Source organism: Streptomyces sp. NPDC048275 (assembly GCF_040652275.1).
GTDB lineage: Bacteria > Actinomycetota > Actinomycetes > Streptomycetales > Streptomycetaceae > Streptomyces.
The window spans coordinates 63342-87792 of the sequence record NZ_JBEZLR010000033.1 but is presented as its reverse complement, the minus strand read 5'-3'; the positions used below and the strand labels follow the sequence as shown (position 1 = coordinate 87792).

Here is a 24451-nt window from a genome sequence, read left to right as displayed (position 1 = left end):
GGAACGGACGCTTCCTTTGTACTCACCCGAGAGACTCTCTCAGGCTTTCCTCCGGGCGCTTCCCTTCGGTCTTGCGTTTCCGACTCTATCAGACCATTTCCCGATCCGATTTCCTCGGCGCTTTCCAGGTTTCCGCTTTCGCGTTTCCCTTTCCGGCGTATCCGACTTTATCAGAGATTCTGAGTCGGAATTTCCGTCCCACCCGGGGTGGTTCCTGACACTCAGTCGTGCCGGTTTCCCCTCAGGCGGAGCCGTAAACCTACTGGAGCGGGGCGCCTCGATGCAAATCGAGGCGCCCCGCTCCAGGTTGGCGTGTGGGAGGGGTCAGACCTCGACGACGACCGGGAGGATCATCGGGCGCCGGCGGTAGTTGTCCGAGACCCACTTGCCCAGCGTGCGGCGGATGAGCTGCTGCATCTGGTGGGGCTCGACCACGCCGTCCTGCGCCGAGCGTTCGAGGACCTCCGTGATCCTGGGGATGACATCCCCGAAGGCGGAGTCATCGATGCCCGAACCACGCGCGTGGACGTGCGGACCGCCGGTGATCTTGCCCGTACTGGAGTCGATCACCAAGAAGACCGAGATGATGCCCTCGTCGCCGAGGATCTTGCGGTCCTTGAGCGCGGGTTCGCCGACATCGCCGACCGAGAGGCCGTCGACGTACACGTAACCCGCCTGGACCTTGCCGGTGATCTTGGCCTTGCCCCCGACGAGGTCGACGACGACGCCGTCCTCGGCGATGACGATGCGATCGTGCGGGATGTTGGTGAGGGCGCCGAGCTCGGCGTTGGCACGCAGGTGGCGCCATTCGCCGTGCACCGGCATCAGGTTCCGCGGCCTGCAGATGTTGTAGAAGTACAGCAGTTCGCCCGCGGAGGCGTGGCCCGAGACGTGCACCTTGGCGTTGCCCTTGTGGACGACGTTGGCGCCCCAGCGGGTCAGGCCGTTGATCACGCGGTAGACCGCGTTCTCGTTGCCCGGGATGAGCGACGAGGCCAGGATCACCGTGTCGCCCTGGACGATGCGGATCTGGTGGTCGCGGTTCGCCATCCGGGAGAGGGCCGCCATCGGCTCACCCTGCGATCCCGTACAGACGAGCACGATCTCGTGTTCCGGGAGGTCGTCCAGCGTTTTGACGTCCACTACAAGGCCCGGCGGGACCTTCAGGTAGCCCAGATCCCGTGCGATGCCCATGTTCCGGACCATCGAGCGGCCGACGAAGGCGACCCTGCGGCCGTACTCGTGGGCCGCGTCCAGAATCTGCTGGATGCGGTGCACGTGGCTGGCGAAGCTCGCCACGATGATCCGCTTGCTGGCGCCGGCGAAGACCTGGCGCAGCACGTTCGAGATGTCACGCTCGGGCGGCACGAAGCCCGGGACTTCGGCGTTCGTGGAGTCCGAAAGAAGGAGGTCGATGCCCTCCTCGCTCAGACGTGCGAACGCGTGTAGATCCGTGAGCCGGCCATCCAGCGGGAGCTGGTCCATCTTGAAGTCGCCGGTGTGGACCGCCATGCCCGCGGGGGTGCGGATAGCGACCGCGAGGGCGTCCGGGATGGAGTGGTTGACCGCGACGAACTCGCAGTCGAAGGGGCCGATGCGCTCGCGGTGGCCCTCCGCGACTTCGAGTGTGTAGGGGCGGATGCGGTGCTCCTGGAGCTTCGCCTCGATGAGAGCGAGGGTCAGCTTGGAGCCGATCAACGGGATGTCCGGCTTCTCGCGCAGGAGGAACGGGACACCGCCGATGTGGTCCTCGTGGCCATGCGTGAGGACGATGCCGTCGATGTCGTCGAGACGGTCCCTGATGGACGTGAAGTCCGGCAGGATCAGGTCGATTCCGGGCTGCTCCTCTTCAGGGAAGAGCACTCCGCAGTCGACGATCAACAGGCGGCCGTCGTACTCGAAGACGGTCATGTTCCGGCCGATTTCACCGAGGCCGCCGAGCGGGGTGACGCGCAGGCCACCCTTCGGGAGCTTCGGCGGAGCGCCGAGTTCAGGATGCGGATGACTCAAAAGACTCTCCTCACCACGCGCGCCACGTACCTGGCAAGGCACGTGGCGCGCGTGACGTTCGTGCAGTAGCAGTTGTCTGGTGGGGTGCAGGCCCGGTGGCCTGCGTGGTCGTGCGTATTCAGTTGTGAAGTCTGTGATTAGAGCTGTACCCCGCCGGCGGCAAGATCGATCTTGAGCTGGGCGGTCTCCTCGGGCGACAGCTCGACCATCGGGGCGCGCAGGGGTCCTGCGGGCAGGCCCTGGAGGGCCAGCGCGGCCTTGGTCGTGATGACACCCTGGGTGCGGAACATGCCGGTGAACACCGGGAGCAGCTTCTGGTGGATCTCGGTGGCCTTCTGAACGTCCCCCGAGACGTACGCGTCGAGCATGGCCCGCAGCTCCGGGGTGACGACGTGGCCGACCACGGAGACGAAACCGACCGCGCCCACGGAGAGCAGCGGCAGGTTGAGCATGTCGTCACCGGAGTACCAGGCGAGGCCGGAGCGGGCGATGGCCCAGCTGGCCCGGCCGAGGTCTCCCTTGGCGTCCTTGTTGGCGACGATACGTGGGTGCTCGGCGAGGCGCACCATGGTTTCGGTGCTGATCGGTACGCCGCTGCGGCCCGGGATGTCGTAGAGCATCACCGGTAGCCCGGTGGCGTCGGCGATGGCCGAGAAGTGCCGGTACAGGCCCTCCTGCGGGGGCTTGTTGTAGTACGGCGTCACGGTCAGCAGGCCGTGCGCGCCGGCCTTCTCTGCGGCGCGGGCGAGCTCGATGCTGTGGTGGGTGTCGTTCGTGCCGACGCCGGCGACGACGTGGGCGCGGTCGCCGACGGCGGCCAGTACGGCTCGTACGAGATCCGATTTCTCCGCGTCGCTGGTGGTCGGGGACTCACCGGTGGTGCCGTTGACAATCAGGCCGTCGTTGCCTGCGTCCACCAGGTGGGTAGCGAGCCGCTGCGCGCCGTCGAGGTCGAGTGCGCCGTCCGCCGTGAAGGGCGTGACCATAGCGGTGAGGACCCGCCCGAAGGGGGTCTGCGGAGTGGAGGTCGGAGCCATGGGTAACACGCTACTCGCTGCTCAACGCGTGGTCTGCCCTCGGGGGACACGACAAAGCGGGATAAATGCGGAGCCCGGCACTGCCTGCTCGGGGGTTCAAGCAGTGCCGGGTCCGTTTGATCAGGCTAGATGAACTTCTCGAAGTGCCGCAATACGGACACTTCGCTCGGATGATCCGTACACCTGTGCCGGAAGGCGTGCAGAAGCGCGCTACGGCGCCACGCGCCCGTTGGCGTTGAAGGCCGCGTGCGTGAGCGGCATGAGCTTGGCCCACTCGGCCTCCATCTTCTCGCCGACCATCTCGATCTCGCGCTGCGGGAAGGACGGGACCTTGGCGAGTTCGTGCTGGGTGCGCAGGCCGAGGAAGTGCATCAGGGAGCGTGCGTTGCACGTGGCGTACATCGAGGAGTAGAGGCCGACCGGGAGGACGGCGCGGGCCACCTCGCGGGCGACGCCGGCCGCGAGCATCTCCTGATACGCCTCGTACGCCTGTCGGTACGAGTCCTCCATCACACGGCCCGTGAGCTCCTGCTGGGCCTGGGTGCCCTCGACGAAGACGTACTTGCCGGGGCGGCCCTCCTGGACCAGCTTGCGGGACTCGTCCGGGACGTAGAAGACCGGCTGCAGCTCGCGGTACCGGCCCGACTCCTCGTTGTACGACCAGCCCACGCGGTGCCGCATGAACTCGCGGAAGACGAAGATCGGGGCGCTGATGAGGAACGTCATCGAGTTGTGCTCGAAGGGGCTGCCGTGCCGGTCTCGCATCAGGTAGTTCAGCAGGCCCTTGGACCGCTCCGGGTCCTTTTTCAGCTCGTCGAGGGACTGCTCTCCGACGGTCGAGACGCGGGCGGCGAACAGCACGTCCGAGTCGGACGCGGTGTGCTTGACCAGCTCGACGGTGACATCGCTGCGGAAGCTGGGCTTGAGGTCGTCGGCGGGGGTGTCGGTCACGGTGCGGAGGGTCCTTCCCATCACATCTCTCGGGCGGCGCCCACTCTACGGCCCGGCACTGACAACGGGTCGTTCAGTAGCGTGCCGCGACATTCACCGCCGAACTTCTGTGAATTTGGTGAAACTGGGCACCATTTGCGACGCTCGTACGTCTGTTTTGGTGACTGGGATCCCTACGAACCTCCAAAGGAGAAGCGCACCTCATGTTCCGTCGGCGCGAGCCCGTACCGTTCGCCTTCATCGCCGAAGCCGACAAGTTTCGCAGCAATGTCTCTCCCCCACCCCGCCGCCGCGCGTCCGCCGGACAGATAGCCGGACAGTGGCTCATAGGGCTCACCATGGTCGCCGGGCTCGTCGGGTCCCTGATCCTCGGGATGCCCGCCCTGTCGCAGGATGAGTCACCCGCGAAGACGCAGCATTCCGAAGCGTCGGACGGCCGCTGACCCTTCCGGACCCCCAAGGGTGGTGAGCCGGGACCCGGCTAGGTAGCCTCACCGGGCATAGCCCATGCGTGGATTGAGTGAGGATCAGTCGTGCCCCTGCCCTTCCTGACGGCGGACCGTGCTTTTGACGAGGCGACGGACGACCTCGCGCTGCCGTTCGACGACCGCGACCACTGGCGGCGCCCGTACCGTCCCGGGCCCTGGCGGGTGGCCCTCGCCGCGCTCATTCTGTTGCTCGCGTCGTATGTGCTTGTCGCGGCCGTGGTCACCGCGGTCGCCGGGAGCCGCTCCGCCGCCGTGGCCTTTCTGGTCGGGGCTCTGGCCGTCATACTGTGCGCGCTACGCCTGCTGCGGATGGGCGTCTGGGTGAGCGCGCAGGGCCTGCGCCGCGTGAGCTTCTTCTACTCGAGTACGGCTCCCTGGGAGCAGGTCGTCGCCGTGCGCACCGTCCAGCAGCCGGTGCGCTGGCTCGGGCTGCCGCGCACCGTACAGGGGCAGGCGCTGATCCTCGTACGCAAGGACCGTGCGGCGGACGGCCTGCCGCCGCTGCTCACCACGCACAACTCCGACTTCCTGGCGCGCATGGAGGCCTTCGACCGGGCGGCGGACTCCATCGAGGTGTGGGCCGACGAGTACGGGCACGGCTGAGCCGCAGCGGTCGTCGGTCGTCAAAGCCGAAGGGGCCGGTCCGCACAGTGCGGACCGGCCCCTTTGGTGTATCGCCGTATCAGGCCTCCGCGGGAGACCTGCCCTCGTGCAGGGCGATCGCCCGCTGCATCGCCTTGCGGGCGCGCGGGGTGTCGCGGGCGTCGTGGTAGGCGACCGCGAGGCGGAACCAGCTGCGCCAGTCGTCCGGCGCGTCCTCGGTCTCGGCCTTGCGCCTGACGAAGACCTCGTCGGCCGAGTCGCGGTCGATGCGGCCGCCGGGGGTGCGCTTCAACTCGTCGACGGGCAGGCCCCCTTCGGCCTCGAGCTCGGCGGCGAGCCGGTTGGCCTTCCGGACGAACTGGGTGTTCTTCCAGAGGAACCAGACACCGATCACCGGCAGGATGAGGACGGAGACGCCGAAGGTGATCGTGAGGACCGTGCCGGTCTGGATGAGCAGGACTCCGCGCCAGCCGACCAGCACGAAGTAGGCGACCAGGGCGGCCGCCGTGATGGCGTATGTGATCTTCGCGCGCATGGCTCTTAGTTCAGGTCCAGGAAGTGTTCCAGGCCGAAGGTGAGGCCCGGAGTCGTGACCACGCGGCGGGCGCCGAGCAGGATGCCCGGCATGAAGCTGCTGTGGTGGAGGGAGTCGTGGCGGATGGTGAGGGTCTCGCCCTCGCCGCCGAGCAGGACCTCCTGGTGGGCGAGCAGGCCGCGCAGGCGGACCGCGTGCACCGGGACTCCGTCGACGTTCGCGCCGCGGGCGCCGTCCAGCGCGGTGACGGTGGCGTCGGGCTGCGGGGCGCTGCCCGCGCGCTCCCGGGCCGCGGCGATGAGCTGAGCGGTGCGCGTGGCGGTGCCACTGGGAGCGTCCACCTTGTTCGGGTGGTGCAGTTCGACGACCTCGACGGACTCGAAGTACGGGGCCGCCACCTCGGCGAACTTCATCGTCAGTACGGCGCCGATGGAGAAGTTCGGGGCGATGAGCACACCCGTTTCCGGGAACTGCGCCAGCCAGCTCCTCAGCTGTGCGAGGCGCTCGTCGGTCCAGCCCGTCGTGCCGACGACGGCGTGGATGCCGTGCCGGACGCAGAAGTCGAGGTTGCCCATCACCGAGGCCGGGGTGGTCAGCTCGACCGCGACCTGGGCGCCGGTCTCGGCCAGCGTTTCCAGTTTGTCGCCCCGGCCCAGCGCGGCCACCAGCTCCATGTCCTCGGCGGCCTCGACGGCTCGTACCGCCTCGGCTCCGATCCGGCCCTTGGCACCGAGGACCGCCACGCGCAGCTTGCTCATTGCTTGGTTCCTAACAGGAGACGGGTGTTACGCGACCGCTTCGTGCAGACGGGACGCCTGCTTGTCCTTGAGCGGGCCGATGACCGACAACGAGGGCCGCTCGCCCAGGATGTCGTCCGCGACCGAACGAACCTCGTCCGGGGTGACCGACGCTATCTGGGCCAGCATGTCGTCGACGGACATCTGCTCGCCCCAGCACAGTTCGCTCTTGCCGATACGGTTCATCAGCGCGCCGGTGTCCTCCAGGCCGAGCACGGTGGAGCCCTGGAGCTGGCCGATGGCGCGGCCGATCTCGTCGTCCGAGAGGCCGTGCTGGGCGACATGGTCGAGTTCGTCGCGGCAGATCTTCAGCACGTCGTGGACCTGGCTCGGCCTGCAGCCCGCGTACACACCGAAGAGGCCGCAGTCGGCGAAGCCCGAGGTGTACGAGTACACGCTGTAGGCCAGCCCGCGCTTCTCGCGGACCTCCTGGAACAGGCGGGAGGACATACCCCCGCCGAGGGCGGTGTTCAGGACGCTGAGAGCCCAGCGGCGCTCGTCGGTGCGGGCCAGGCCCGGCATACCGAGAACGACATGGGCCTGCTCGGTCTTGCGGCCGAGCAGTTCGACGCGGCCCGCGGTGCGGATGGCGCGGTGGCCGTCGCGCGGGGCGATCGGCTCGACGGCGGTGTCCCTGAGGGCGCCCGCCTTCTCGAAGGCGGCGCGGACCTGACGTACGACCTTGTTGTGGTCGACGTTGCCCGCGCAGGTCACGACGAGGTGCGCCGGGTCGTAGTGCTTCTTGTAGAAGCGGCGGATGCGGTCGGCGCTGAGGGCGTTGACCGTGTCGACCGTGCCGAGCACCGGGCGGCCGAGGGGGGTGTCGCCGAGCATGGTGTGCGCGAACAGGTCGTGCACGCAGTCGCCCGGGTCGTCCTCGGTCATCGCGATCTCTTCGAGGATCACCCCGCGCTCGGCGTCCACGTCGGCCTGCTCGATCAGCGAGCCGGTGAGCATGTCGCACACGACGTCGATGGCGAGCGGGAGGTCGGTGTCGAGCACGCGCGCGTAGTAGCACGTGTACTCCTTGGCCGTGAACGCGTTCATCTCGCCGCCGACCGCGTCGATCGCCGAGGAGATGTCCAGCGCGCTACGACGCGACGTGCCCTTGAAGAGCAGGTGCTCCAGATAGTGCGTGGCGCCGTTCAACGTCGGGGTCTCGTCGCGGGAGCCGACGTGCGACCAGATGCCGAAGGTGGCGGAACGGACGGAGGGAAGGGTCTCGGTGACGATGCGCAGGCCACCGGGGAGGGTCGTCTTACGGACCGTACCGATGCCGTTCCGGCCCTTGATGAGGGTTTGGGTACGGGCGACGGCCCGCGCCTCCGAAGAGGTGCGGGCCGTCGCCGTGGAGCTACGAGACGTCACTTGTCGGTGTCGTCCTTCTTGTCATCGTCGCCCTCTTCGCCCTCGACCACGGGGATCAGGGAGAGCTTGCCGCGGGAGTCGATCTCGGCGATCTCGACCTGGACCTTCTGGCCCACACCGAGGACGTCCTCGACGTTCTCCACGCGCTTGCCGCCGGCGAGCTTGCGGATCTGCGAGATGTGCAGCAGACCGTCCTTGCCCGGGAGCAGCGACACGAACGCGCCGAAGGTCGTCGTCTTCACGACGGTGCCCAGGTAGCGCTCGCCGACCTCCGGCATGGTCGGGTTGGCGATGCCGTTGATCGTGGCGCGGGCGGCCTCGGCGGCCGGGCCGTCGGCGGCACCGATGTAGATGGTGCCGTCGTCCTCGATCGTGATCTCGGCGCCGGTGTCCTCCTGGATCTGGTTGATCATCTTGCCCTTGGGGCCGATGACCTCACCGATCTTGTCCACGGGGATCTTGACGGTGATGATCCGCGGGGCGTTCGGGGACATCTCGTCCGGCGTGTCGATCGCTTCCATCATCACGTCGAGGATGTGGAGGCGGGCGTCGCGGGCCTGCTTGAGGGCCGCGGCCAGGACGGAGGCCGGGATGCCGTCCAGCTTGGTGTCGAGCTGGAGGGCGGTCACGAACTCCTTGGTGCCGGCGACCTTGAAGTCCATGTCGCCGAAGGCGTCCTCCGCACCGAGGATGTCGGTGAGGGCGACGTAGTGCGTCTGGCCGTCGATCTCCTGGGAGATCAGACCCATGGCGATACCGGCGACGGGGGCCTTCAGCGGCACACCGGCGTTCAGCAGCGACATGGTGGACGCGCACACGGAACCCATGGACGTCGAGCCGTTGGAGCCGAGGGCCTCGGACACCTGACGGATCGCGTAGGGGAACTCCTCGCGGGTCGGCAGAACCGGCACGATCGCGCGCTCGGCGAGCGCGCCGTGGCCGATCTCGCGGCGCTTGGGGGAGCCGACGCGGCCCGTCTCACCGACGGAGTACGGCGGGAAGTTGTAGTTGTGCATGTAGCGCTTGCGGGTCACCGGGGAAAGGGTGTCCAGCTGCTGCTCCATGCGGAGCATGTTGAGGGTGGTGACGCCCAGGATCTGGGTCTCGCCACGCTCGAACAGCGCCGAGCCGTGCACGCGCGGGATGGCCTCGACCTCGGCGGCGAGCGTACGGATGTCCGTGACGCCGCGGCCGTCGATGCGGACCTTGTCCTTGATGACGCGCTCGCGGACCAGCTTCTTGGTCAGCGCACGGTAGGCGGCGGAGATCTCCTTCTCGCGGCCCTCGAACTGCGGGAGCAGCTTCTCGGCGGCGATCTCCTTGACGCGGTCCAGCTCGGCCTCGCGGTCCTGCTTGCCGGCGATGCTGAGCGCCTGCGAGAGCTCGCTCTTGACCGCGGCGGTCAGGGCCTCCAGGACGTCGTCCTGGTAGTCGAGGAAGATCGGGAACTCGGCGGTGGGCTTGGCGGCCTTCGCGGCGAGGTCCGACTGCGCCTTGCACAGGACCTTGATGAAGGGCTTCGCGGCGTCGAGACCGGCGGCGACGACCTCCTCGGTGGGCGCCTCGGCGCCGCCCTTGACCAGCTGGATGGTCTTGTCGGTGGCCTCGGCCTCGACCATCATGATCGCGACGTCGCCGTCCTCCAGGACGCGACCGGCGACGACCATGTCGAAGACGGCGTCCTCGAGCTCGGTGTGCGTCGGGAACGCGACCCACTGGCCGTTGATCAGCGCGACGCGAACGCCGCCGACCGGGCCGGAGAAGGGCAGACCGGCCAGCTGCGTGGACGCGGAGGCGGCGTTGATCGCCACGACGTCGTACAGGTGGTCGGGGTTGAGGGCCATGATCGTGGCGACGACCTGGATCTCGTTGCGCAGGCCCTTCTTGAAGGACGGGCGCAGCGGGCGGTCGATCAGACGACAGGTGAGAACGGCGTCCTCGGAGGGACGGCCCTCACGGCGGAAGAAGCTGCCGGGGATCTTGCCGGCGGCGTACATCCGCTCCTCGACGTCCACCGTGAGGGGGAAGAAGTCGAGCTGGTCCTTGGGCTTCTTGGAAGCGCTGGTGGCCGACAGCACCATGGTGTCGTCGTCCAGGTACGCCACGGCGGAGCCGGCGGCCTGCTTGGCCAGGCGGCCCGTCTCGAAGCGGATGGTGCGGGTACCGAAGGAACCGTTGTCGATAACGGCCTCGGCGTAGTGGGTCTCGTTCTCCACTAGCGTTTTCTCCTCGTCTTCGTCCCGTCCTGCCCGTGTGGCAGGGGGACGGTGGCGGAGAGGCGCTCCTTCTGGTGCGGGCCGGTCTTCGATCGAAGCACCCGGGCTCACGTTCCCCCGGGGGCCACTACCGAGGACCGGCGGCGGCGAGGTGCGCTTCTCCTCGTTCGTTGTCGTGAGGCGCCCTACCCGGCGGGCAGGTCGCCATCACGCTGTGTCGTACGTGCTGTGTCATGCGTATTGCGTTGTGCTACCACACTACAAAGCGTCAGTGACACTCCGCACGTACAGAGCTCGTACCGAGCAGGTGCGGCAGCACGTACAGCAAAAGGAGCGGCCCCCAAGATGTGGGAACCGCTCCCTTCACGGCGTCTTACTTGGCGCCCGCCGCACCGCGGCGGATGCCCAGGCGGTCGACCAGCGCACGGAAGCGCTGGATGTCCTTCTTGGCCAGGTACTGCAGCAGGCGGCGACGCTGACCGACCAGGATCAGCAGACCACGACGGGAGTGGTGGTCGTGCTTGTGGGTCTTGAGGTGCTCGGTCAGGTCCGAGATCCGGCGCGAGAGCATGGCGACCTGGACCTCGGGGGAGCCGGTGTCGCCCTCCTTCTGACCGAACTCGGTGATGATCTGCTTCTTCGTAGCGGCGTCGAGAGACACGCGTACTCCTCGTAGTCTGTGAGTGGCCATCGAGTGCCCCCGGTCTGTGTCTCGGGGGAGCTTCCGTTACTCGATAGGCGGGGTCCGCTGGGCGCGGCCTCCAGAGAGATTGCTCCGGGGGTGCGTACACAAACGGCCGTCACACAGCGTACCAGCACACGAGCGCGCTCTTGACGGGCGCCTTTCGCCGGTCAGACGCCGCCGCGGACCTTGCTGTAGACGTCGAGGACGGCCAGGCAGATCGGGATCAGGGAGAGCAACACCAGCGAGTCCGCGAGATCCAGCATGCGGCCCCAGAAGGGGGAGAGCCCCTTCTGCGGCACGATCAGAGCGATCGCGATCAGGACCAGAACTCCGCCCCCGACCGAGGCGGCGAGCCACAGGGTCCGTACGTCGACCGGATCGGAGTTGCCCTGAAGCAGTTCGACGATGATGTCGGCCGGCGGTGAAATCGCAAGGCCGAGGATCAGCAGACCCAGCGTGACGACGCCGGCCACGAACAGGCAGGTGACCTGGGCGGTGTACCGGAACAGACGCGCCCGCAGCATCGCGGCGAGGCCGGTGCACAGGGCCAGCAGCTGGGCCCAGCCCCCGTCGCTGAACCCCAGCACCGCGCCACCCGCGCCGATGATGACGGCGGCACAGCCGCCGACCAGTCCGAGCAGCAGTTCGTGGCCCCGGCTGGTCTGGGCGACGATGCGCTGGACGTCGACGGCTTCGAGGTCGCCCTCCTGGCCCTCGCGGCGGGCCCTGGCCAGGTCCTCCGGGTTGCGGAAGCCGATCGGCAGCTTGGCGAAGCGGGCCGACCAGCCGGGCAGGAATCCGACGACTGCCAGAGCGACGACCGAGGTGCCGGCGGCGATCTCCCGCGGCTTCGCTTCGGTGAGCACACCGCAGAACACGGCGAGCGTGCCGATCGCGGCGGCCAGCGCGGCGGCCACGAACGGAGCGTCTCCCTGCGGCAGCAGCATGATCAGCACGACGGAGAAGAGCAGTACGGCGACACAGCCGACGAGGAACTGAAGCCGGCCGGGGCCTTCGCCCGCGTCCTGGGGAATGACGCCGGAGCCCGCGATGAGCGCGTGCGGCAGGGCCGAGACGCCGAGCGCGACGGCGGAACCGCGGTCTTCGTACACCCGGGCTCGTACACCGGCGAGTGCCGTCAGGGCCAGTGCGACCACGCCGGCGAGGATGCCCTGAAGGCCGTGCATGTCGTGCCGTACCGGATCCGCGAACCAGAAGACGAAGCCGAGCATGATCAGCAGCAGCGCACCGGAGACGAGACCGGCCACCCGCATCAGGTTGTCGTTCCAGCTGCGGATGTCCTGCTTGACCGCGGCGGCGATCGCGTCCACCACGTCGTCGTGAACGGCCGGAGGCAGTGAATCGGCGAAGGTGCGCAGCAGCAGCACTTCGCCGTCCCTGACCCGGTGTTCGAGCAACGAGCGGCTCGCGTCGAGGACCTGACCCTCGCGGCGTACGAGGTGGTAGCCGGCGGGATCGGTGTCCGGCTGGACCAGGCCCGAGAGCCTGACGATCTCAGGAAAGAGGTCCTGGATCGGCAGATCCTCCGGCAGCGCCACATCGACCCGACTGTCCGGCGCTGCGATGGTAATTCGGCAGAAACCCGTCGATGTCCCCGTGCTCACCTGGTACTTCCCCCTGCTGGACAACGCTTCCTCGCGCCGTTCGTACGACGCGGAGCGCCACCCTATCCATGACAACGGGGGGTGCGATGCCCACCTCCCCCGTTTCCTCCCCGTGCCCCCTCGGCATCTCCATCCTCCTGACTCGCTGGCGCACTTGGCGCATCAGTAGGATCGACGCTCACACATTGACGCCTAAGCGAACGAGTACACGTCGCAGCACACGGGGGCGTCGACGCCAGGACGTAACAGACGTATCAAATCGCGAAGGATGAGTGCATCGGTGAGCGTCGTCATCATCAAACGACCACCGCGGATAGTGCCCCCGGTTGTCCCGGACGGCGAGGTCAAGCTGGAGACGCCGCCCGAGATCCCACGTGAGGGCGACGACGGCATGCTGATGAACCTGCTGCCGATGTTCGGCATGCTGGGTTCCGTCGGCTTCTTCTTCATGCCGGGCCTGCCCTCCTATATGAGGGTGGTCGGCGGGCTGATGCTGGCATCGACGCTGGCCATGGCCATCGCCCAGTTCGCCAAGTCCCGGCAGGGCGGCGGCGCGGGGATGGCACAGGACCGGCGTGACTACTTCCGCTATCTCGAACAGGTCCGCAAGGACGTGCACAAGACCGCGGAGCTGCAGCGGTGGAGCCAGCTCTTCCAGCATCCCGACCCGGAGCAGCTGTGGGCGGTGGCGGCCGACGGCAAGCGGCTGTGGGAGCGGCGCCCGACCGACGCGGACTTCGCCTCCGTACGGATCGGTCGCGGCATCCAGCAGTTGAACACTCCGCTCGTCGCCCCGGAGACGGCGCCCAAGGACGAGCTGGAGCCGCTGACCGCGGCGGCCATGAAGGCCTTCCTCGACGCGCACGGCAGCCTGTCGGACCTGCCCGTCTCCGTCTCGCTGCGCGCCTTTTACCACGTGACGGTGTGCGGAGAGACCGACAGTGTCTACGCCAACGCCCGTGCGGCCCTGTGCCAGTTGGCGACGCTGCATTCGCCCGAGGACCTGATGGTCGCCGTGGTGGCGCATCCCTCCGCGACGGCGGACTGGGACTGGATCAAGTGGCTGCCGCACAGCCAGCACCCGAAGGTCAAGGACGGAGCGGGCTCGACCCGGCTCCTCTTCGACGACCTCGGTGAGCTGGAAGAGGCCCTGGCGGACCAGCTGGACGACCGGCCGCGCTGGAACCGGGATGCCAACCCGGTCTACGACCAGCCGCACCTGATCGTGGTGCTCGACGGCGGCACCGTGCCGCCGGACTCCGAACTCGCCAGCTCCGAAGGCCTCCAGGGCGTCACCTTCCTCGAAATCGCCCCCGGCGAGATGGAGGACGAGCTGCGCGCGGGCCTCACGATCTACGCCAAGCCGGACCGGATGCGGCTGTTCGTCGGCCACGAGTCCGCGTACACCGGCAAGCCCGACGTGCTGAGCGCGGCGCAGGCCGAGTCCCTGGCCCGGCAGCTGGCCCCCTTCCGGGTCGGCTCCGCGGAGGAGGGCGAACCCCTCCTGTCCAACCTGGACTTCACGGATCTCATGGGCATCGGCGATGCGGGTGCCGTCGACGTCTCCCGCACCTGGCGTCCACGCACCCTGCACGAGCGGCTGCGCGTGCCGATCGGTGTCGGCGAGGCCGGCGAGCCGGTCATGCTGGACCTCAAGGAGGCCTCGCAGGAGGGCATGGGCCCGCACGGCCTGTGCGTCGGCGCGACCGGCTCCGGCAAGTCCGAGGTACTGCGCACGCTGGTGCTCGGTCTCGCGGTGACGCACTCCTCGGAGACGCTGAACTTCATCCTCGCGGACTTCAAGGGCGGTGCGACCTTCGCCGGTATGGCGGACATGCCGCACACCGCGGCCGTGATCACCAACCTCGCCGACGACCTCACCCTCGTCGACCGTATGCGTGACTCGATCATGGGTGAGACGCAGCGCCGTCAGGAGCTGCTGCGCACGGCCGGCAACTACGCCAACCTGCACGACTACGAGAAGGCCCGGGCCGCGGGCGCCGCGCTCGAGCCGATGGCCTCGCTGGTGATCGTGCTCGACGAGTTCTCCGAACTCCTCACCGCCAAGCCCGACTTCATCGACATGTTCATCCAGATCGGCCGCATCGGCCGTTCGCTGGGTGTGCACCTGTTGCTGGCGTCGCAGCGCCTGGAGGAGGGCAAGCTGCGCGGCCTGGACACCTATCTGTCGTACCGGATCGGTCTGCGGACCTTCTCCGCCGCCGAGTCCCGTACGGCGATCGGTGTGCCGGACGCCTACCACCTGCCGTCGATCCCCGGCTCCGGCTATCTGCGGTACGACACCGACACCATGGTCCGCTTCAAGGCCGCGTACGTGTCGGGGCCGTACCACGGCGAGGGCCCGTCCCGAGTACACCGCTCCACCCAGCTGCGGCCCGCGCTCTTCACCGCGCAGCACGTGGCGCTGCCCCCGCAGCCGGTGATCGACGAGCCGGAGGCCGACAACAGGGTCGACGACGCGCTCGCCGACACCGTCCTGGACGTCCTCGTCGGCAGGATGGTCAACCAGGGACCGCCCGCCCACCAGGTATGGCTGCCCCCGCTCGAAGAGGCGCCCTCGCTGGAGCAGCTGCTCCCCCAGCTCGCCGTCGCACCGGAGCGCGGCCTCACCGCGCCCGAGTACACGGCGCTCGGGCGGCTCAACGTGCCCGTCGGACTGGTCGACAAGCCGTTCGAGCAGCGGCGCGACGTGTTGTACCGGGACTTCTCGGGTGGTGCGGGCCACGGTCTGTTCATCGGCGGTCCGCAGTCCGGCAAGTCGACTCTGCTGCGTACGCTCATCTCGTCGTTCGCGCTCACCCACACCCCCTCCGAAGTGCAGTTCTACTGCCTGGACTTCGGCGGTGGCAGTCTGATCGCGATGGAGGACCTGGCCCACGTCGGCGGGGTCGCCAACCGGCTCGACGCCGAGAAGGTGCGCCGTACGGTCAGCGAGGTCGAGGGGATCCTCAACGCCCGCGAGGAGTACTTCCGCACGAACAACGTCGACTCGATCCAGACCTACCGTCAGCGCCGGAACGCGGGCCAGCTGCCCGACCAGCCCTGGGGAGACGTCTTCCTCGTCATCGACGGCTGGGCCACCTTCAAGACGGACTACGAGTTGCTCGAGTCCACCGTCACCGAGATCGCCACGCGTGGCCTCGGCTTCGGTGTGCACGTGATCCTGACCGCGAGCCGCTACACCGAAGTGCGGCCCGCGCTCAAGGACATGCTGCAGAACCGCATCGAGCTGCGGCTCGGTGACCCGACCGAGTCGGAGATCGACCGCAAGGTCGCGCAGAACGTGCCCGCCACCGTGCCGGGCCGTGGTCTGACGACGGACCGGCTGCACTTCATGACCGCGCTGCCCCGGGTCGACGGCTCCTCGGAGACGGAGGACCTGTCGGAGGCGACGGGGATCCTCGTCCGGGGCATCAACGAGAACTGGCAGGGCAATCCCGCTCCGTCCGTACGGCTGCTGCCGACGCTCCTGCCCTCGGACCGGCTGCCCAAGGGCCTCGAGCACCCGGACCGCGGTGTCGCCATCGGCATCGACGAGTCGTCGCTCGCGCCGGTCTTCGTCGACTTCGAGACGGACCCGCACTTCATCGTGTTCGGTGAGAGCGAGTCCGGTAAGTCCGCGGTGCTGAGGCTGCTCATCAAGCAGATCACCGAGCGCTACACGCCGCAGCAGGCGAAGATCGTCATGGGCGACTACCGACGCGCCCACCTCGAGGGCGTGCCCGAGTCGCACCTGTCGCGGTACTGCGCGTCGGCGCCCGCTCTGACGGAGACGCTGGAAGGCCTGGCCGGTTCGCTCGGCCGCCGGATGCCGGGCCCGGACGTGACGCCGGAACAGCTGCGCAACCGCAGCTGGTACAACAGCCCGGACGCGTTCGTCATCGTCGATGACTACGACCTGGTGGCGACCGGCATGAACCCGCTGACCCCGCTGCTCGAGTACCTGCCCTTCGCCCGTGACGTCGGCCTGCGCATCATCATCGCGCGCGCCTCGGGCGGTGCCAGCCGGTCGCTGTACGAGCCGGTGATGCAGCGTCTGCGTGAGCTCGGCGCCCAGGGCATCGTGCTCTCCGGCGACCGGACCGAGGGGGCACTGCTGGGCAACATCACGGCGTCGCAACTGCCGCCCGGGCGCGGGCACTTCCACACCCGGCGACGGGGTGGGCAGCTGATCCAGACGGGATGGATGCCTGCGCGGCACTGATCTCTGCATGGCTGAGCGCCGAGAGGGGCGGCACCCGGGTGGGTGCCGCCCCTCTGCTGTGTGTGCGGGGAGGGTGGGTCTCGTTCTCGTTCTCGTTCTCGTTCTGGTTCTGGCTACCGCACGCCCGTTAGGGTGACGTTGCTTCAGAAGAACCGAGTCACGGGGGGCAGTTGTGGCCGACGATGGGCTGCAGGCCGATCCTGAGGTCCTCAAGACCGAGGGCTTCAACATGTTCACGGTCGGCCAGGACTTCAGCAAGGCGGTGCAGGCCCTGCAGACCGGCCTGACCGCGCTGGAGGGCGGCAGCGGTGCCACTCCGCCCTGGGGCGACGACGACATCGGCGAGAAGTTCGGGGTCGTCTACGAGGGCCTGCGTGACGGCATGTACCAGTCGATGGGCAGCCTGGCGGAACGACTCGCGGGGATAGGGCTGGCCTTCACGGAGATGGGCGTGCGGCACGAGCAGAACGAGGGCGACGAGGACGCCGCCTGGCGGGACCTGACGACCAAGTACGACGGCCAGGTGGAGATGGTGACGGGCGTGCACCATGAGCGTCGTCGGCAGGATGGAGAACTCTGAGTCCGTGGGCTGCGGCCTGCGGCCTGTGAGTGACCTTCCGCTTCCGCAGCGTGAGCGCCACCCGCGCCAGTAGGGTGAGCCACACCGTTCGTTCGCACGTCAGGAAGAGGCTCAGCAGCATGACCGAGGCACGGGACAACGAGGTCGAGACTCAGGTCGAGGACATCAAGGCGCGCAAGGAACGGGAGCGGGACGAGCTGTACGCCCTCGACATCTCGGGGGCCGAGTGGCACTCCGCGCCCGGTACCGAGTCGCACGAGGAGCGAGTCGAGATCGCATACTTGCCTCAGGGCGCGGTGGCCATGCGCTCGTCCCTCGACCCCGACACCGTGTTGCGGTACACCGAAGCGGAGTGGCGGGCGTTCGTACTCGGGGCGCGGGACGGGGAGTTCGACCTGGAACCCGCGCCGCACAACGGTGGCGTGTCGGCCGACTAGGACGCGACCAGTACCGGGCCGGCTCGGCCATCAGCCCCGTACGCGAGTGTGTCCGTACGCCGTGCTCCAAGGTCAGTACAGCGAGAACCCGCCGCTGTGGCGCCCTTGGCTCTTCTTCGCGGACTGCGAGCCCTGACCCTCCGGGTTCCCCGGCTCGGACGACCCCGAGGAAGGGCCGCCGCTCGCAGGGGTCTCCCCATGCCTGATCTGGTCGCGCTCCTCCTCGGACAGGGCCTCCCACTTACCCCGCAGAGACTCCATGCCTCCGCCCAGGGCGCGTGCCACCGCCGGGTCGTCCAGGGCGTCGCGCAGGGCAAGGCGGCCGGAGAGCAGCTTCTTCGCCGCCTCCTGCATGTCCTTGCCGACGCTGTCGGTCCCGGACAGCTTGCGCAGGGCGGAGTTCAGAGAACGTATCTGCTCCGGTTCGAGTGCCTCGTCCAGCACACCGCGGTCCGGCGAAGAGCCCTGCGGGTTCGGTGAGTTCTCTGGTTGACCGGCCATCTCGCTTCTCCTCGCTGCTCGTTACCTCTCAGCACTCGCAGTATCTCCTGTCACGTACAGATGCCATGCTGACCCCCACTACCGAAGAGGAGAAGGGCCGCATTGTCATGGCTCGAACGCAAGGCACAGGAAAGGGCACCGGAACCGACCGTTCCCTCGCCGGCCTCGTCGGACGGGCCTTCGGCCGCCTCGGGCGCGCGGGCGGGCTGGTCTTCCTTCTCGCGGGTCTCGCCCTGAGCGGATTCGGCGCGTACGAGGGGGCGTACGCGGCGGGTTGGGCGGGCACGCACGGCACCCTGACAGTGGAACGTTGCGACGTGAGCTACCCGAACAACGCCTCCCGCAGCAGCCGCAAGAACCGCCGCCCCGTCCGCTGCGAGGGCACCTTCGCCTCCGATGACGGCAAGAGCACGGACGCCAACGCCGCGGTGCAGGTCAGACAACGCTTTGCGCAGGGCACCGAACTGTCGGTCCAGCAGACGGACCCGCCGACGACGGACACCGCCACGGATGCCGACTACGTCCAGACCGGCATGGACCGGGCATGGCGCTGGTTCGGCGCCTTCTTCGGCGGCTGGGTCCTCACGGGCCTCGGCGCCTTCTGTCTCCTCACCGGTTTCGCTCCGTTCGGCCAGAGCCGTATCTCGTTCGACGCGGCGTGGGAGGGGGCGGCGTCGGGACGGGGAGTGACGCGGCCGGTCGTGATCGGGATGATCGGGGTGGGGCTTGTGGGGGCCGGGGTGTCGTTCCTGGTCAGTTACTTCGTCTGAGTCGGGTTCCTGGTCAGCTGATTCGTCTGAGACGGGTTTCTGGTCAGCTGATTCGTCTGAGACGGGTTCCTGGTCAGCTGACCCGGTGGCGACCCGGCTGACGCCGGAGGATGGCCTGCACCCCGTCAACTTCGCGCAGCGTCGCGGGGTACGCGAGCCTCGTATTCATGCTGGCGCTCGGTGTTCTCGGCGTGTTCGTGTTCATCGCCTACCGGGTGAACCGCCGCACCAGGCTCCTCGTCGATCACACCAGCCTGTGGGTCGCAAACGGAAAGCCGTGCCGCGGGCTGCCGCTCCGGACAACAGCGTTGACCTGCAACAGATTTGTGACAGCAACCCTCTGAAGTTGCCTGCGGGTGACTCCGTAAGCTGTGCGCACCGCTGTACAGCTATGTGGTTTCCCTTGATGAGTGAGGGAGTTGTACGGCCGTGTTGTCTGACGGGGGTGCTTTCTGCTGTGTCGATGATGCTGCCGGACGAGCTCGAATGGGTTCTCCAGATGCTCGGCTACAACTGGCCGACGGCAGACGAGGACAAGCTCAGAGACTCGGCCGCACTGTGGCGGAAGTTCGGCGACGACGTCACCGGGCTGCACACTTCGGCGAACGCCAGCGCCCGCACCGTGACCGCCCACAACTCCGGCCAATCGATCGACGCGTTCAGCAAGACGTACGCCAAGTTCGACGGCGGAGGCGGCTCCGACGGCTACCTCGCGAACGCCGCCCAGGCCGCCCACATCATCGCGAACGTGATGGAGGCCTGCGCCTACCTCGTCGAGTTCGCCAAATGGGCGGTGATCGCCCAACTGATCGCCCTGGCCATCCAGATCATCGCCGCTCAGGCCGCCGCGCCCTTCACCTTCGGCCTGTCCGAGGTCGGCGCGCTCGGTGCCACCCAGGCCGCCCGCCTGATCGTGCGCCGCCTCCTCGACGAGCTCAAACAGGCCTTGATCGAGGCGATCGTGGAGGCGATGAAGGAGCCCGCGGTCTCGGCGATCGAGGCGATCATCACCGACCTCGTCCGGCAGACGGTGAACGTCGGCTTCGGCGCCCAGCAAGGGTACGACCTCGCCCACACCGCCAAGGCCGGCGCCCAGGGCGGCCTGGACGCCCTCAAGCAGACCCCGCAGACCCTGGCCGAGGGAGTGCGCGACAGCCTCGGCAAGAAGGCGGGCGACCGTGCCCATCACGCGATCGACAACCGCATCGACGGGTACAACGGGTCGTCGGGGATGCCGGGCAGCAATGGCGATGGCGGAGACGGTGGCAGCGGGAGCCGGGACAGCGGCGACGGTAGCGGTGACTCCGACTCGGGGAGTTCCAACTCCTCCTCGAATTCCTCGAATGCCTCGAATTCCGACTCGCCGGGATCGGACTCCTCTACCTCTACGCGGACGAGCACCGGCACCGGCCCGGGCGCGAACATAGGCGGCGGGATATCTGCCGACAGCGGCGGCGCCGGCATCGGCACGCCGGATGTGGGTGTCGGCCCCAACTCCGACTCGGGTTCCGGTTCCGGTTCCGGTTCCGGTTCCGGTTCCGGTTCAGGGGAGAGTCCGTCTTCCTCGGACACGCCGTACTCGAGGCCGACGCCGTCACTGTCAGGGCCGTCCCTGTCGGACTTCGACGACCCCACCCCCGGCGGCGCCTCGCCCAGCACTCCGGACACCAGCAGCGCCTCCGGCAGTCCGAGCACGTCAGGCCCATCGGGGACCAGCGGCGGCTCTTCCGTCTCCGGCCTCTCCTCACCGACCGCCCAGTCCGCGCCCACCCCCGCATCATCCGGCGCTACGTCGTCCTCGCCAGGGGGCGGCACGATCGGCACCTCGATCGACAGCCTGGCCGCCAGCGTCCCCACCCAGTCGAACGCGGCTCCCACGCCGACGACGAGCGACCCGTCCCCCGCGGGTACCGGGGGCCGCGCGGATGGCGGCTCGGCCATACCGACGTCGCCCGTGGCGCCTTCCACCGCGGGTGCTGCGGCCGGCTCGCACCACGTCGGGGGTACGGCCGGCAGCACCGCGTCCGCCACGAGCCCGACCGGCCCGACGCCCAACGCGGGCGCGGCGAGGAACCCTTCCGCCGGTACGCCCTCCCCTACGGGAACCGGACCTGCGTCCACCCCGAGCCCCACGTCTCCGACGACGCCCCGGAGCACCCCGACCCCGACGCCGGACGGCCGCACTCCCGGTACGGCGGACGGTCGTACGCCTGGCACGCCGGACGGCCGAATACCGACGCAGCGGACCCCGGGTACGACGCCGAGCGACGGCACTGCACCCCGGAACACTCCGGGTACGACGCCGGGCGACCGTACTTCGCCGCGCGACTCCACCGGTACGACGCCGGGGGACCGTACTCCATCCCGGAACACTCCGGGTACGACGCCGGGCGACCGCACCTCGCCCCGCAACACCCCGGGCCAGACCTCGAGTACGAGCAGCCCGAGCCAGAACCCGGCCCAGTCGACTCCCTCCAGGACCGCATCGCCGTCCACGAGCACCCCGACGACGACGCCCTCGACGTCGTCCGGCGCCGGACCGGAGCGCGCCTCGACGCCGAGCAGCAACACCCCGAACGCTTCAACACAGCCCGGCCCCGCCGCCGGCACGAGCACCCCCGGCACACTCGGCACCCAGAACCAGCCGGGCACCGGCTCCACCCCCGCCAGGCCACCTCACCAGCCCGCGGGCAGCACGCCCAACAGCCCTAACACCCCCAGCACCCCGCAGCAGCCGGCCGCGCAGCCCAACACGCCGCCGCAGAACACACCGCCCAACCCGCAGCATCAACAGCAACAGCAGGTGACGGCGGTCCCGATCCACACCGTCATCACCACCCCGAGTTCCTCGACGCCACCGTCACACGCAACCCCGGCCACGCCGCAGCCGCCGGGCTCGCCCCAGGCCGACCCCGGGTCCCCCGAGAACCAGCAACACCCGCAGCAGGACAGCCTGGAGGACATCCGCGCCGACCTGGACCACTACCCGGGAGGCCTGTCCGAACCGGACCCCGACGACCAGCAGGCACTGGCCGACGCGGTCCCGCACAACGAAGACGGCACCCCGGAACGCTTCCCCGACCCCTTCGGCCCCTGGACCCAACTCCAGAACGACGGCGGCAACGAAGTCCCCGGCCGCAGCAACAACTGCGCCGACTGCTCCCGTTCCTTCCTGGAGACCTGGTACGGCAACCCCCAGGTCTCCGCCCCCCGCACCCTCGACACCGACGAACACGGCAACCCCGACCCCTGGTCCCCCGAGGACAACGCCAACGAGAACCAGATCCGCTGGACGGGCGCCGCACACACCTACGCCGGCCCCGGCAACGACCCCGACACCGCCAACAACATCGCGTCGGTCCTCCAGCAAGCGGGCCCCGGCTCGGCGGCCATCGTCCAGGTCGACTGGCCCGGCGGGGGCGGCCACGCCTTCAACGTCGTCAACCACGACGGCAACATCGTCTGGATCGACACCCAGAGCGGAGAGGTCAGCAACCAGCCGCTCCACATCGACAACGCGGAACACGTCTGGCACATCCCGCTGGACGCCAACCGGAACCCGATAGACCTCACCCAGCCGGACGCCACCGACTCCGCGAGCCAGAACGACGAGTCGCAGAACCAGCAGGACGACGAGTCCCAGCCGGAGAACTCCGAGAACAACGGGCAGCCGGAGAACAACCAGAATCCGCAGAACGACGGCCCTGGCCACACCCCGACGCAGGGCGACAACACGGACACGGGAACCGACTCCCCCAAGCCGACAGTCCCGCCGTCCCCAGACGCATCGAACAATGCGGACCCCGCGCAGCCGTCGACGGCCGACCCGAACACGTCCAAGCCGGATGGCACGCCCGATGGCCGTGAGCCGTCCCAGGGGACACCGAGTACCCCGGACCAGCAGTCACGCCCGGACGTAGCGACGCACCCCGACTCCCCCTCGGAACACCGGCAGTCGCCTACCGACACCACATCCGACAACGGCACGCCGGACAAGAGCACGCCTCTCACCCGGACTGCGACGGACACCCCGAACGACCCCACGACCAACCGGGACACACCTCAGCAGAACACCACGCCCTCGGATCCGCGTACATCCATCCCGCACCAACAGAACACGGACCCCCGGGCCACGGACCCGCGCACCGCGGACCCGCGTACGTCCGATCCTCGTACTTCGGACCCTCGTACTTCGGACCCGCATCGGGACACCCCCACGCAGAAGAGGCCGGAGACCGACGAGCGCCCCGACAGCCGGAGCCCGAACACCACACAGCGGCCGGACGAGACGCGCACCGATCATGCCGATGATCCACGGTCGGAGACCCCGGACCAGACACGTCCGGAAAACCCGAACCAGTCGCCGACGGACGACCATCGCGACCGCCCGAGCGACATGAACAAGGACTCCGCAGTCCCCAGGCGCGAGAGCCTGCCGGACGGCAAGAACGCCGACACGACCAGCTACATCAAGGATTCCACGCGCGGCAGGGACCCGCTGTACGGCCCCATCGCGGACAACAGCACCACGTCCACGAACAGGCCCGATTCCGACGGCACCACCCCGCCGCGCGGGCCCGCCGAACCCGCTGCTCGCAACAACGATGACGACAAGGCCTTCATCCGCAGGATGGTCGACTTCGCCAATGAGAGCAGGGAGAACCGCAAGCTGTACTGGCGCAAGGATGGCCAGCGCAACACCCTGGGCGAAAGAGTCGACGGTCGAGAACTTCCGCAGCTCAAGCGGGACCCGGATTACCCCGACGACGAGGACAAGTTCATCGCGGCCAGCGATGTCCCTCCCCCGGTCCAGCCCGACTACATGCCCAAAGAGACGCATCCGCCCGTCGACCTGGGCCGCGACGAGGGCCTCATCACGCCGGAGAATCTTGCCGGTCTCGATGCGAAGACCAACGACCGCGAGTGGACGCTCCAGGCTGACCGCATCGCCGAGACCGCAAAGCTGGAGGCGAAGGAAGACCACGGCGAGGACTCGGAGGATTACAAGGCGGCCAAGCGCGTTTACTCGGACACGCATTCCGCGGTACGCGATATCGGTGAAAGCCACGGCGAGAGTGCAGCGCTGCACCACGCGATGGCCAGTCAGCACCCTGAATACATTCTGGTCGACGTACCACGAACCGGTAACGGCAGCGATCAGTTCGACCAGATCTATGAGGACCCGAACAATCCCGGCCATTACATCGTGGTCGAAGCCAAGGCTCCCACTGGTCAGCTCGGTCCACGCAACGGCCATACCGGCCAGAAGGTGATGCAGGGAACCCGGGAATACTTCGAAACCATCTACATGCAGATGCAGGACGGAACCCCAGAACAGAAGGCAATCGCCGACAAGCTGGAGACCGCTTACGAACTGGGGAACGTCCAGTACGTGTTGGTGCAATCCAAGGTCGAGACCGATCCCGAAGCCAACGATGCAGCCAACAACGGGAACACCGAAGGTGGTTACGTCGGCGACGAAGGACCCCGCGAACGCAAGAGGTACGGTGGATTCACCATGGAGTACTTCGACATCCGGAAGCCGGAGGACAGGCAGGAATGACTACACAAGTGACACGTCACGAGGTGCCTGCCGACCGTGTTTTCAGCGTGCAAGCACTCG

The 24451-nt window shown here is 68.3% G+C and carries 18 protein-coding genes; 8 read left to right on the top strand and 10 right to left on the bottom strand.

Annotated elements, in window-relative coordinates; translation table 11 throughout:
• Positions 1 to 324 precede the first annotated feature (324 nt).
• The 3 genes from AB0D57_RS21115 to thyX form a co-directional block, all read right to left on the bottom strand.
• Positions 325 to 2010 (bottom strand): ribonuclease J, encoded by a 1686-nt coding sequence (locus tag AB0D57_RS21115; protein ID WP_362074808.1) that lies wholly within the window; start codon positions 2008 to 2010, stop codon positions 325 to 327.
• 137 nt (positions 2011 to 2147) lie between these two features.
• On the bottom strand, positions 2148 to 3047 hold the full coding sequence (dapA, locus tag AB0D57_RS21110; RefSeq protein WP_362074805.1) for a 4-hydroxy-tetrahydrodipicolinate synthase: 900 nt from the start codon (positions 3045 to 3047) through the stop codon (positions 2148 to 2150).
• Positions 3048 to 3257: 210 nt separating this feature from the next.
• Positions 3258 to 3998 (bottom strand): FAD-dependent thymidylate synthase, encoded by a 741-nt coding sequence (thyX, locus tag AB0D57_RS21105; RefSeq protein WP_362074802.1) that lies wholly within the window; start codon positions 3996 to 3998, stop codon positions 3258 to 3260.
• Between the two features lie 203 nt (positions 3999 to 4201).
• Here thyX and AB0D57_RS21100 point away from each other — a divergent pair, with 203 nt between their 5' ends.
• Both AB0D57_RS21100 and AB0D57_RS21095 read left to right on the top strand, forming a co-directional pair.
• Positions 4202 to 4441: a hypothetical protein gene (locus AB0D57_RS21100; RefSeq protein ID WP_362074799.1), complete on the top strand. Its 240-nt coding sequence runs from the start codon at positions 4202 to 4204 to the stop codon at positions 4439 to 4441.
• Between the two features lie 90 nt (positions 4442 to 4531).
• Positions 4532 to 5089 carry a hypothetical protein gene (locus AB0D57_RS21095; RefSeq protein WP_362074796.1) on the top strand — a complete coding sequence of 186 codons (558 nt, stop codon included), beginning with the start codon at positions 4532 to 4534 and terminating at the stop codon, positions 5087 to 5089.
• Between the two features lie 79 nt (positions 5090 to 5168).
• On the opposite strand, the gene AB0D57_RS21090 is transcribed toward AB0D57_RS21095, so the two are convergent.
• The 6 genes from AB0D57_RS21090 to eccD all read right to left on the bottom strand — a co-directional run bounded on the left by AB0D57_RS21090 (position 5169) and on the right by eccD (position 12315).
• Entirely contained in the window at positions 5169 to 5624 is a 456-nt protein-coding gene (locus AB0D57_RS21090; protein ID WP_362074793.1) for a hypothetical protein, read from the bottom strand.
• A 5-nt stretch (positions 5625 to 5629) separates the two neighbouring features.
• Positions 5630 to 6382, bottom strand: coding sequence for a 4-hydroxy-tetrahydrodipicolinate reductase (dapB, locus tag AB0D57_RS21085; RefSeq protein WP_362074790.1), 753 nt, complete (start codon positions 6380 to 6382; stop codon positions 5630 to 5632).
• Between the two features lie 27 nt (positions 6383 to 6409).
• Positions 6410 to 7789 carry a pitrilysin family protein gene (locus AB0D57_RS21080; RefSeq protein ID WP_362074787.1) on the bottom strand — a complete coding sequence of 460 codons (1380 nt, stop codon included), beginning with the start codon at positions 7787 to 7789 and terminating at the stop codon, positions 6410 to 6412.
• Entirely contained in the window at positions 7786 to 10005 is a 2220-nt protein-coding gene (locus tag AB0D57_RS21075; protein WP_362074784.1) for a polyribonucleotide nucleotidyltransferase, read from the bottom strand. The genes AB0D57_RS21080 and AB0D57_RS21075 overlap by 4 nt, the downstream gene beginning before the upstream one ends.
• A 373-nt stretch (positions 10006 to 10378) precedes the next feature.
• Entirely contained in the window at positions 10379 to 10666 is a 288-nt protein-coding gene (rpsO, locus tag AB0D57_RS21070; RefSeq protein WP_030945091.1) for a 30S ribosomal protein S15, read from the bottom strand.
• 191 nt (positions 10667 to 10857) lie between these two features.
• Complete coding sequence (gene eccD, locus AB0D57_RS21065) at positions 10858 to 12315, bottom strand: type VII secretion integral membrane protein EccD (protein ID WP_362074780.1); 1458 nt, start codon at positions 12313 to 12315, stop codon at positions 10858 to 10860.
• A gap of 280 nt (positions 12316 to 12595) precedes the next feature.
• Here eccD and eccCa point away from each other — a divergent pair, with 280 nt between their 5' ends.
• The 3 genes from eccCa (at position 12596) to AB0D57_RS21050 (ending at position 17557) form a co-directional block, all read left to right on the top strand.
• The gene (gene eccCa / locus AB0D57_RS21060; RefSeq protein ID WP_362074777.1) at positions 12596 to 16540 is read left to right on the top strand and encodes a type VII secretion protein EccCa; all 3945 of its coding nucleotides are present in this window, start codon (positions 12596 to 12598) and stop codon (positions 16538 to 16540) included.
• A gap of 172 nt (positions 16541 to 16712) precedes the next feature.
• Positions 16713 to 17120, top strand: a complete 408-nt coding sequence (locus tag AB0D57_RS21055; protein ID WP_362074774.1) for a hypothetical protein — start codon at positions 16713 to 16715, stop codon at positions 17118 to 17120.
• A gap of 119 nt (positions 17121 to 17239) precedes the next feature.
• Complete coding sequence (locus AB0D57_RS21050; RefSeq protein ID WP_362074771.1) at positions 17240 to 17557, top strand: DUF397 domain-containing protein; 318 nt, start codon at positions 17240 to 17242, stop codon at positions 17555 to 17557.
• 72 nt (positions 17558 to 17629) lie between these two features.
• On the opposite strand, the gene AB0D57_RS21045 is transcribed toward AB0D57_RS21050, so the two are convergent.
• Positions 17630 to 18058, bottom strand: coding sequence for a hypothetical protein (locus AB0D57_RS21045; RefSeq protein WP_362074768.1), 429 nt, complete (start codon positions 18056 to 18058; stop codon positions 17630 to 17632).
• Positions 18059 to 18165: 107 nt separating this feature from the next.
• Here AB0D57_RS21045 and AB0D57_RS21040 point away from each other — a divergent pair, with 107 nt between their 5' ends.
• From AB0D57_RS21040 to AB0D57_RS21030, 3 genes are all read left to right on the top strand, one after another.
• The gene (locus AB0D57_RS21040; RefSeq protein ID WP_362074765.1) at positions 18166 to 18828 is read left to right on the top strand and encodes a hypothetical protein; all 663 of its coding nucleotides are present in this window, start codon (positions 18166 to 18168) and stop codon (positions 18826 to 18828) included.
• 167 nt (positions 18829 to 18995) lie between these two features.
• Positions 18996 to 19172 (top strand): hypothetical protein, encoded by a 177-nt coding sequence (locus AB0D57_RS21035; protein ID WP_362074762.1) that lies wholly within the window; start codon positions 18996 to 18998, stop codon positions 19170 to 19172.
• A 119-nt stretch (positions 19173 to 19291) separates the two neighbouring features.
• A complete protein-coding gene (locus tag AB0D57_RS21030; RefSeq protein ID WP_362074759.1) occupies positions 19292 to 24391 on the top strand; it encodes a toxin glutamine deamidase domain-containing protein in 5100 nt (1699 codons plus the stop codon).
• The last annotated feature ends 60 nt before the right edge of the window (positions 24392 to 24451 follow it).

Bases quoted from the DNA above. Each gene is read 5' to 3' on its own strand.
- dapA (WP_362074805.1), bottom strand. From the start codon at position 3,047: ATGGCTCCGACCTCCACTCCGCAGACCCCCTTCGGGCGGGTCCTCACC.
- AB0D57_RS21100 (WP_362074799.1), top strand. From the start codon at position 4,202: ATGTTCCGTCGGCGCGAGCCCGTACCGTTCGCCTTCATCGCCGAAGCC.
- AB0D57_RS21090 (WP_362074793.1), bottom strand. From the start codon at position 5,624: ATGCGCGCGAAGATCACATACGCCATCACGGCGGCCGCCCTGGTCGCC.
- dapB (WP_362074790.1), bottom strand. From the start codon at position 6,382: ATGAGCAAGCTGCGCGTGGCGGTCCTCGGTGCCAAGGGCCGGATCGGA.
- AB0D57_RS21050 (WP_362074771.1), top strand. From the start codon at position 17,240: ATGACCGAGGCACGGGACAACGAGGTCGAGACTCAGGTCGAGGACATC.
- AB0D57_RS21045 (WP_362074768.1), bottom strand. From the start codon at position 18,058: ATGGCCGGTCAACCAGAGAACTCACCGAACCCGCAGGGCTCTTCGCCG.
- AB0D57_RS21040 (WP_362074765.1), top strand. From the start codon at position 18,166: ATGGCTCGAACGCAAGGCACAGGAAAGGGCACCGGAACCGACCGTTCC.
- AB0D57_RS21035 (WP_362074762.1), top strand. From the start codon at position 18,996: ATGCTGGCGCTCGGTGTTCTCGGCGTGTTCGTGTTCATCGCCTACCGG.
- AB0D57_RS21030 (WP_362074759.1), top strand. From the start codon at position 19,292: ATGATGCTGCCGGACGAGCTCGAATGGGTTCTCCAGATGCTCGGCTAC.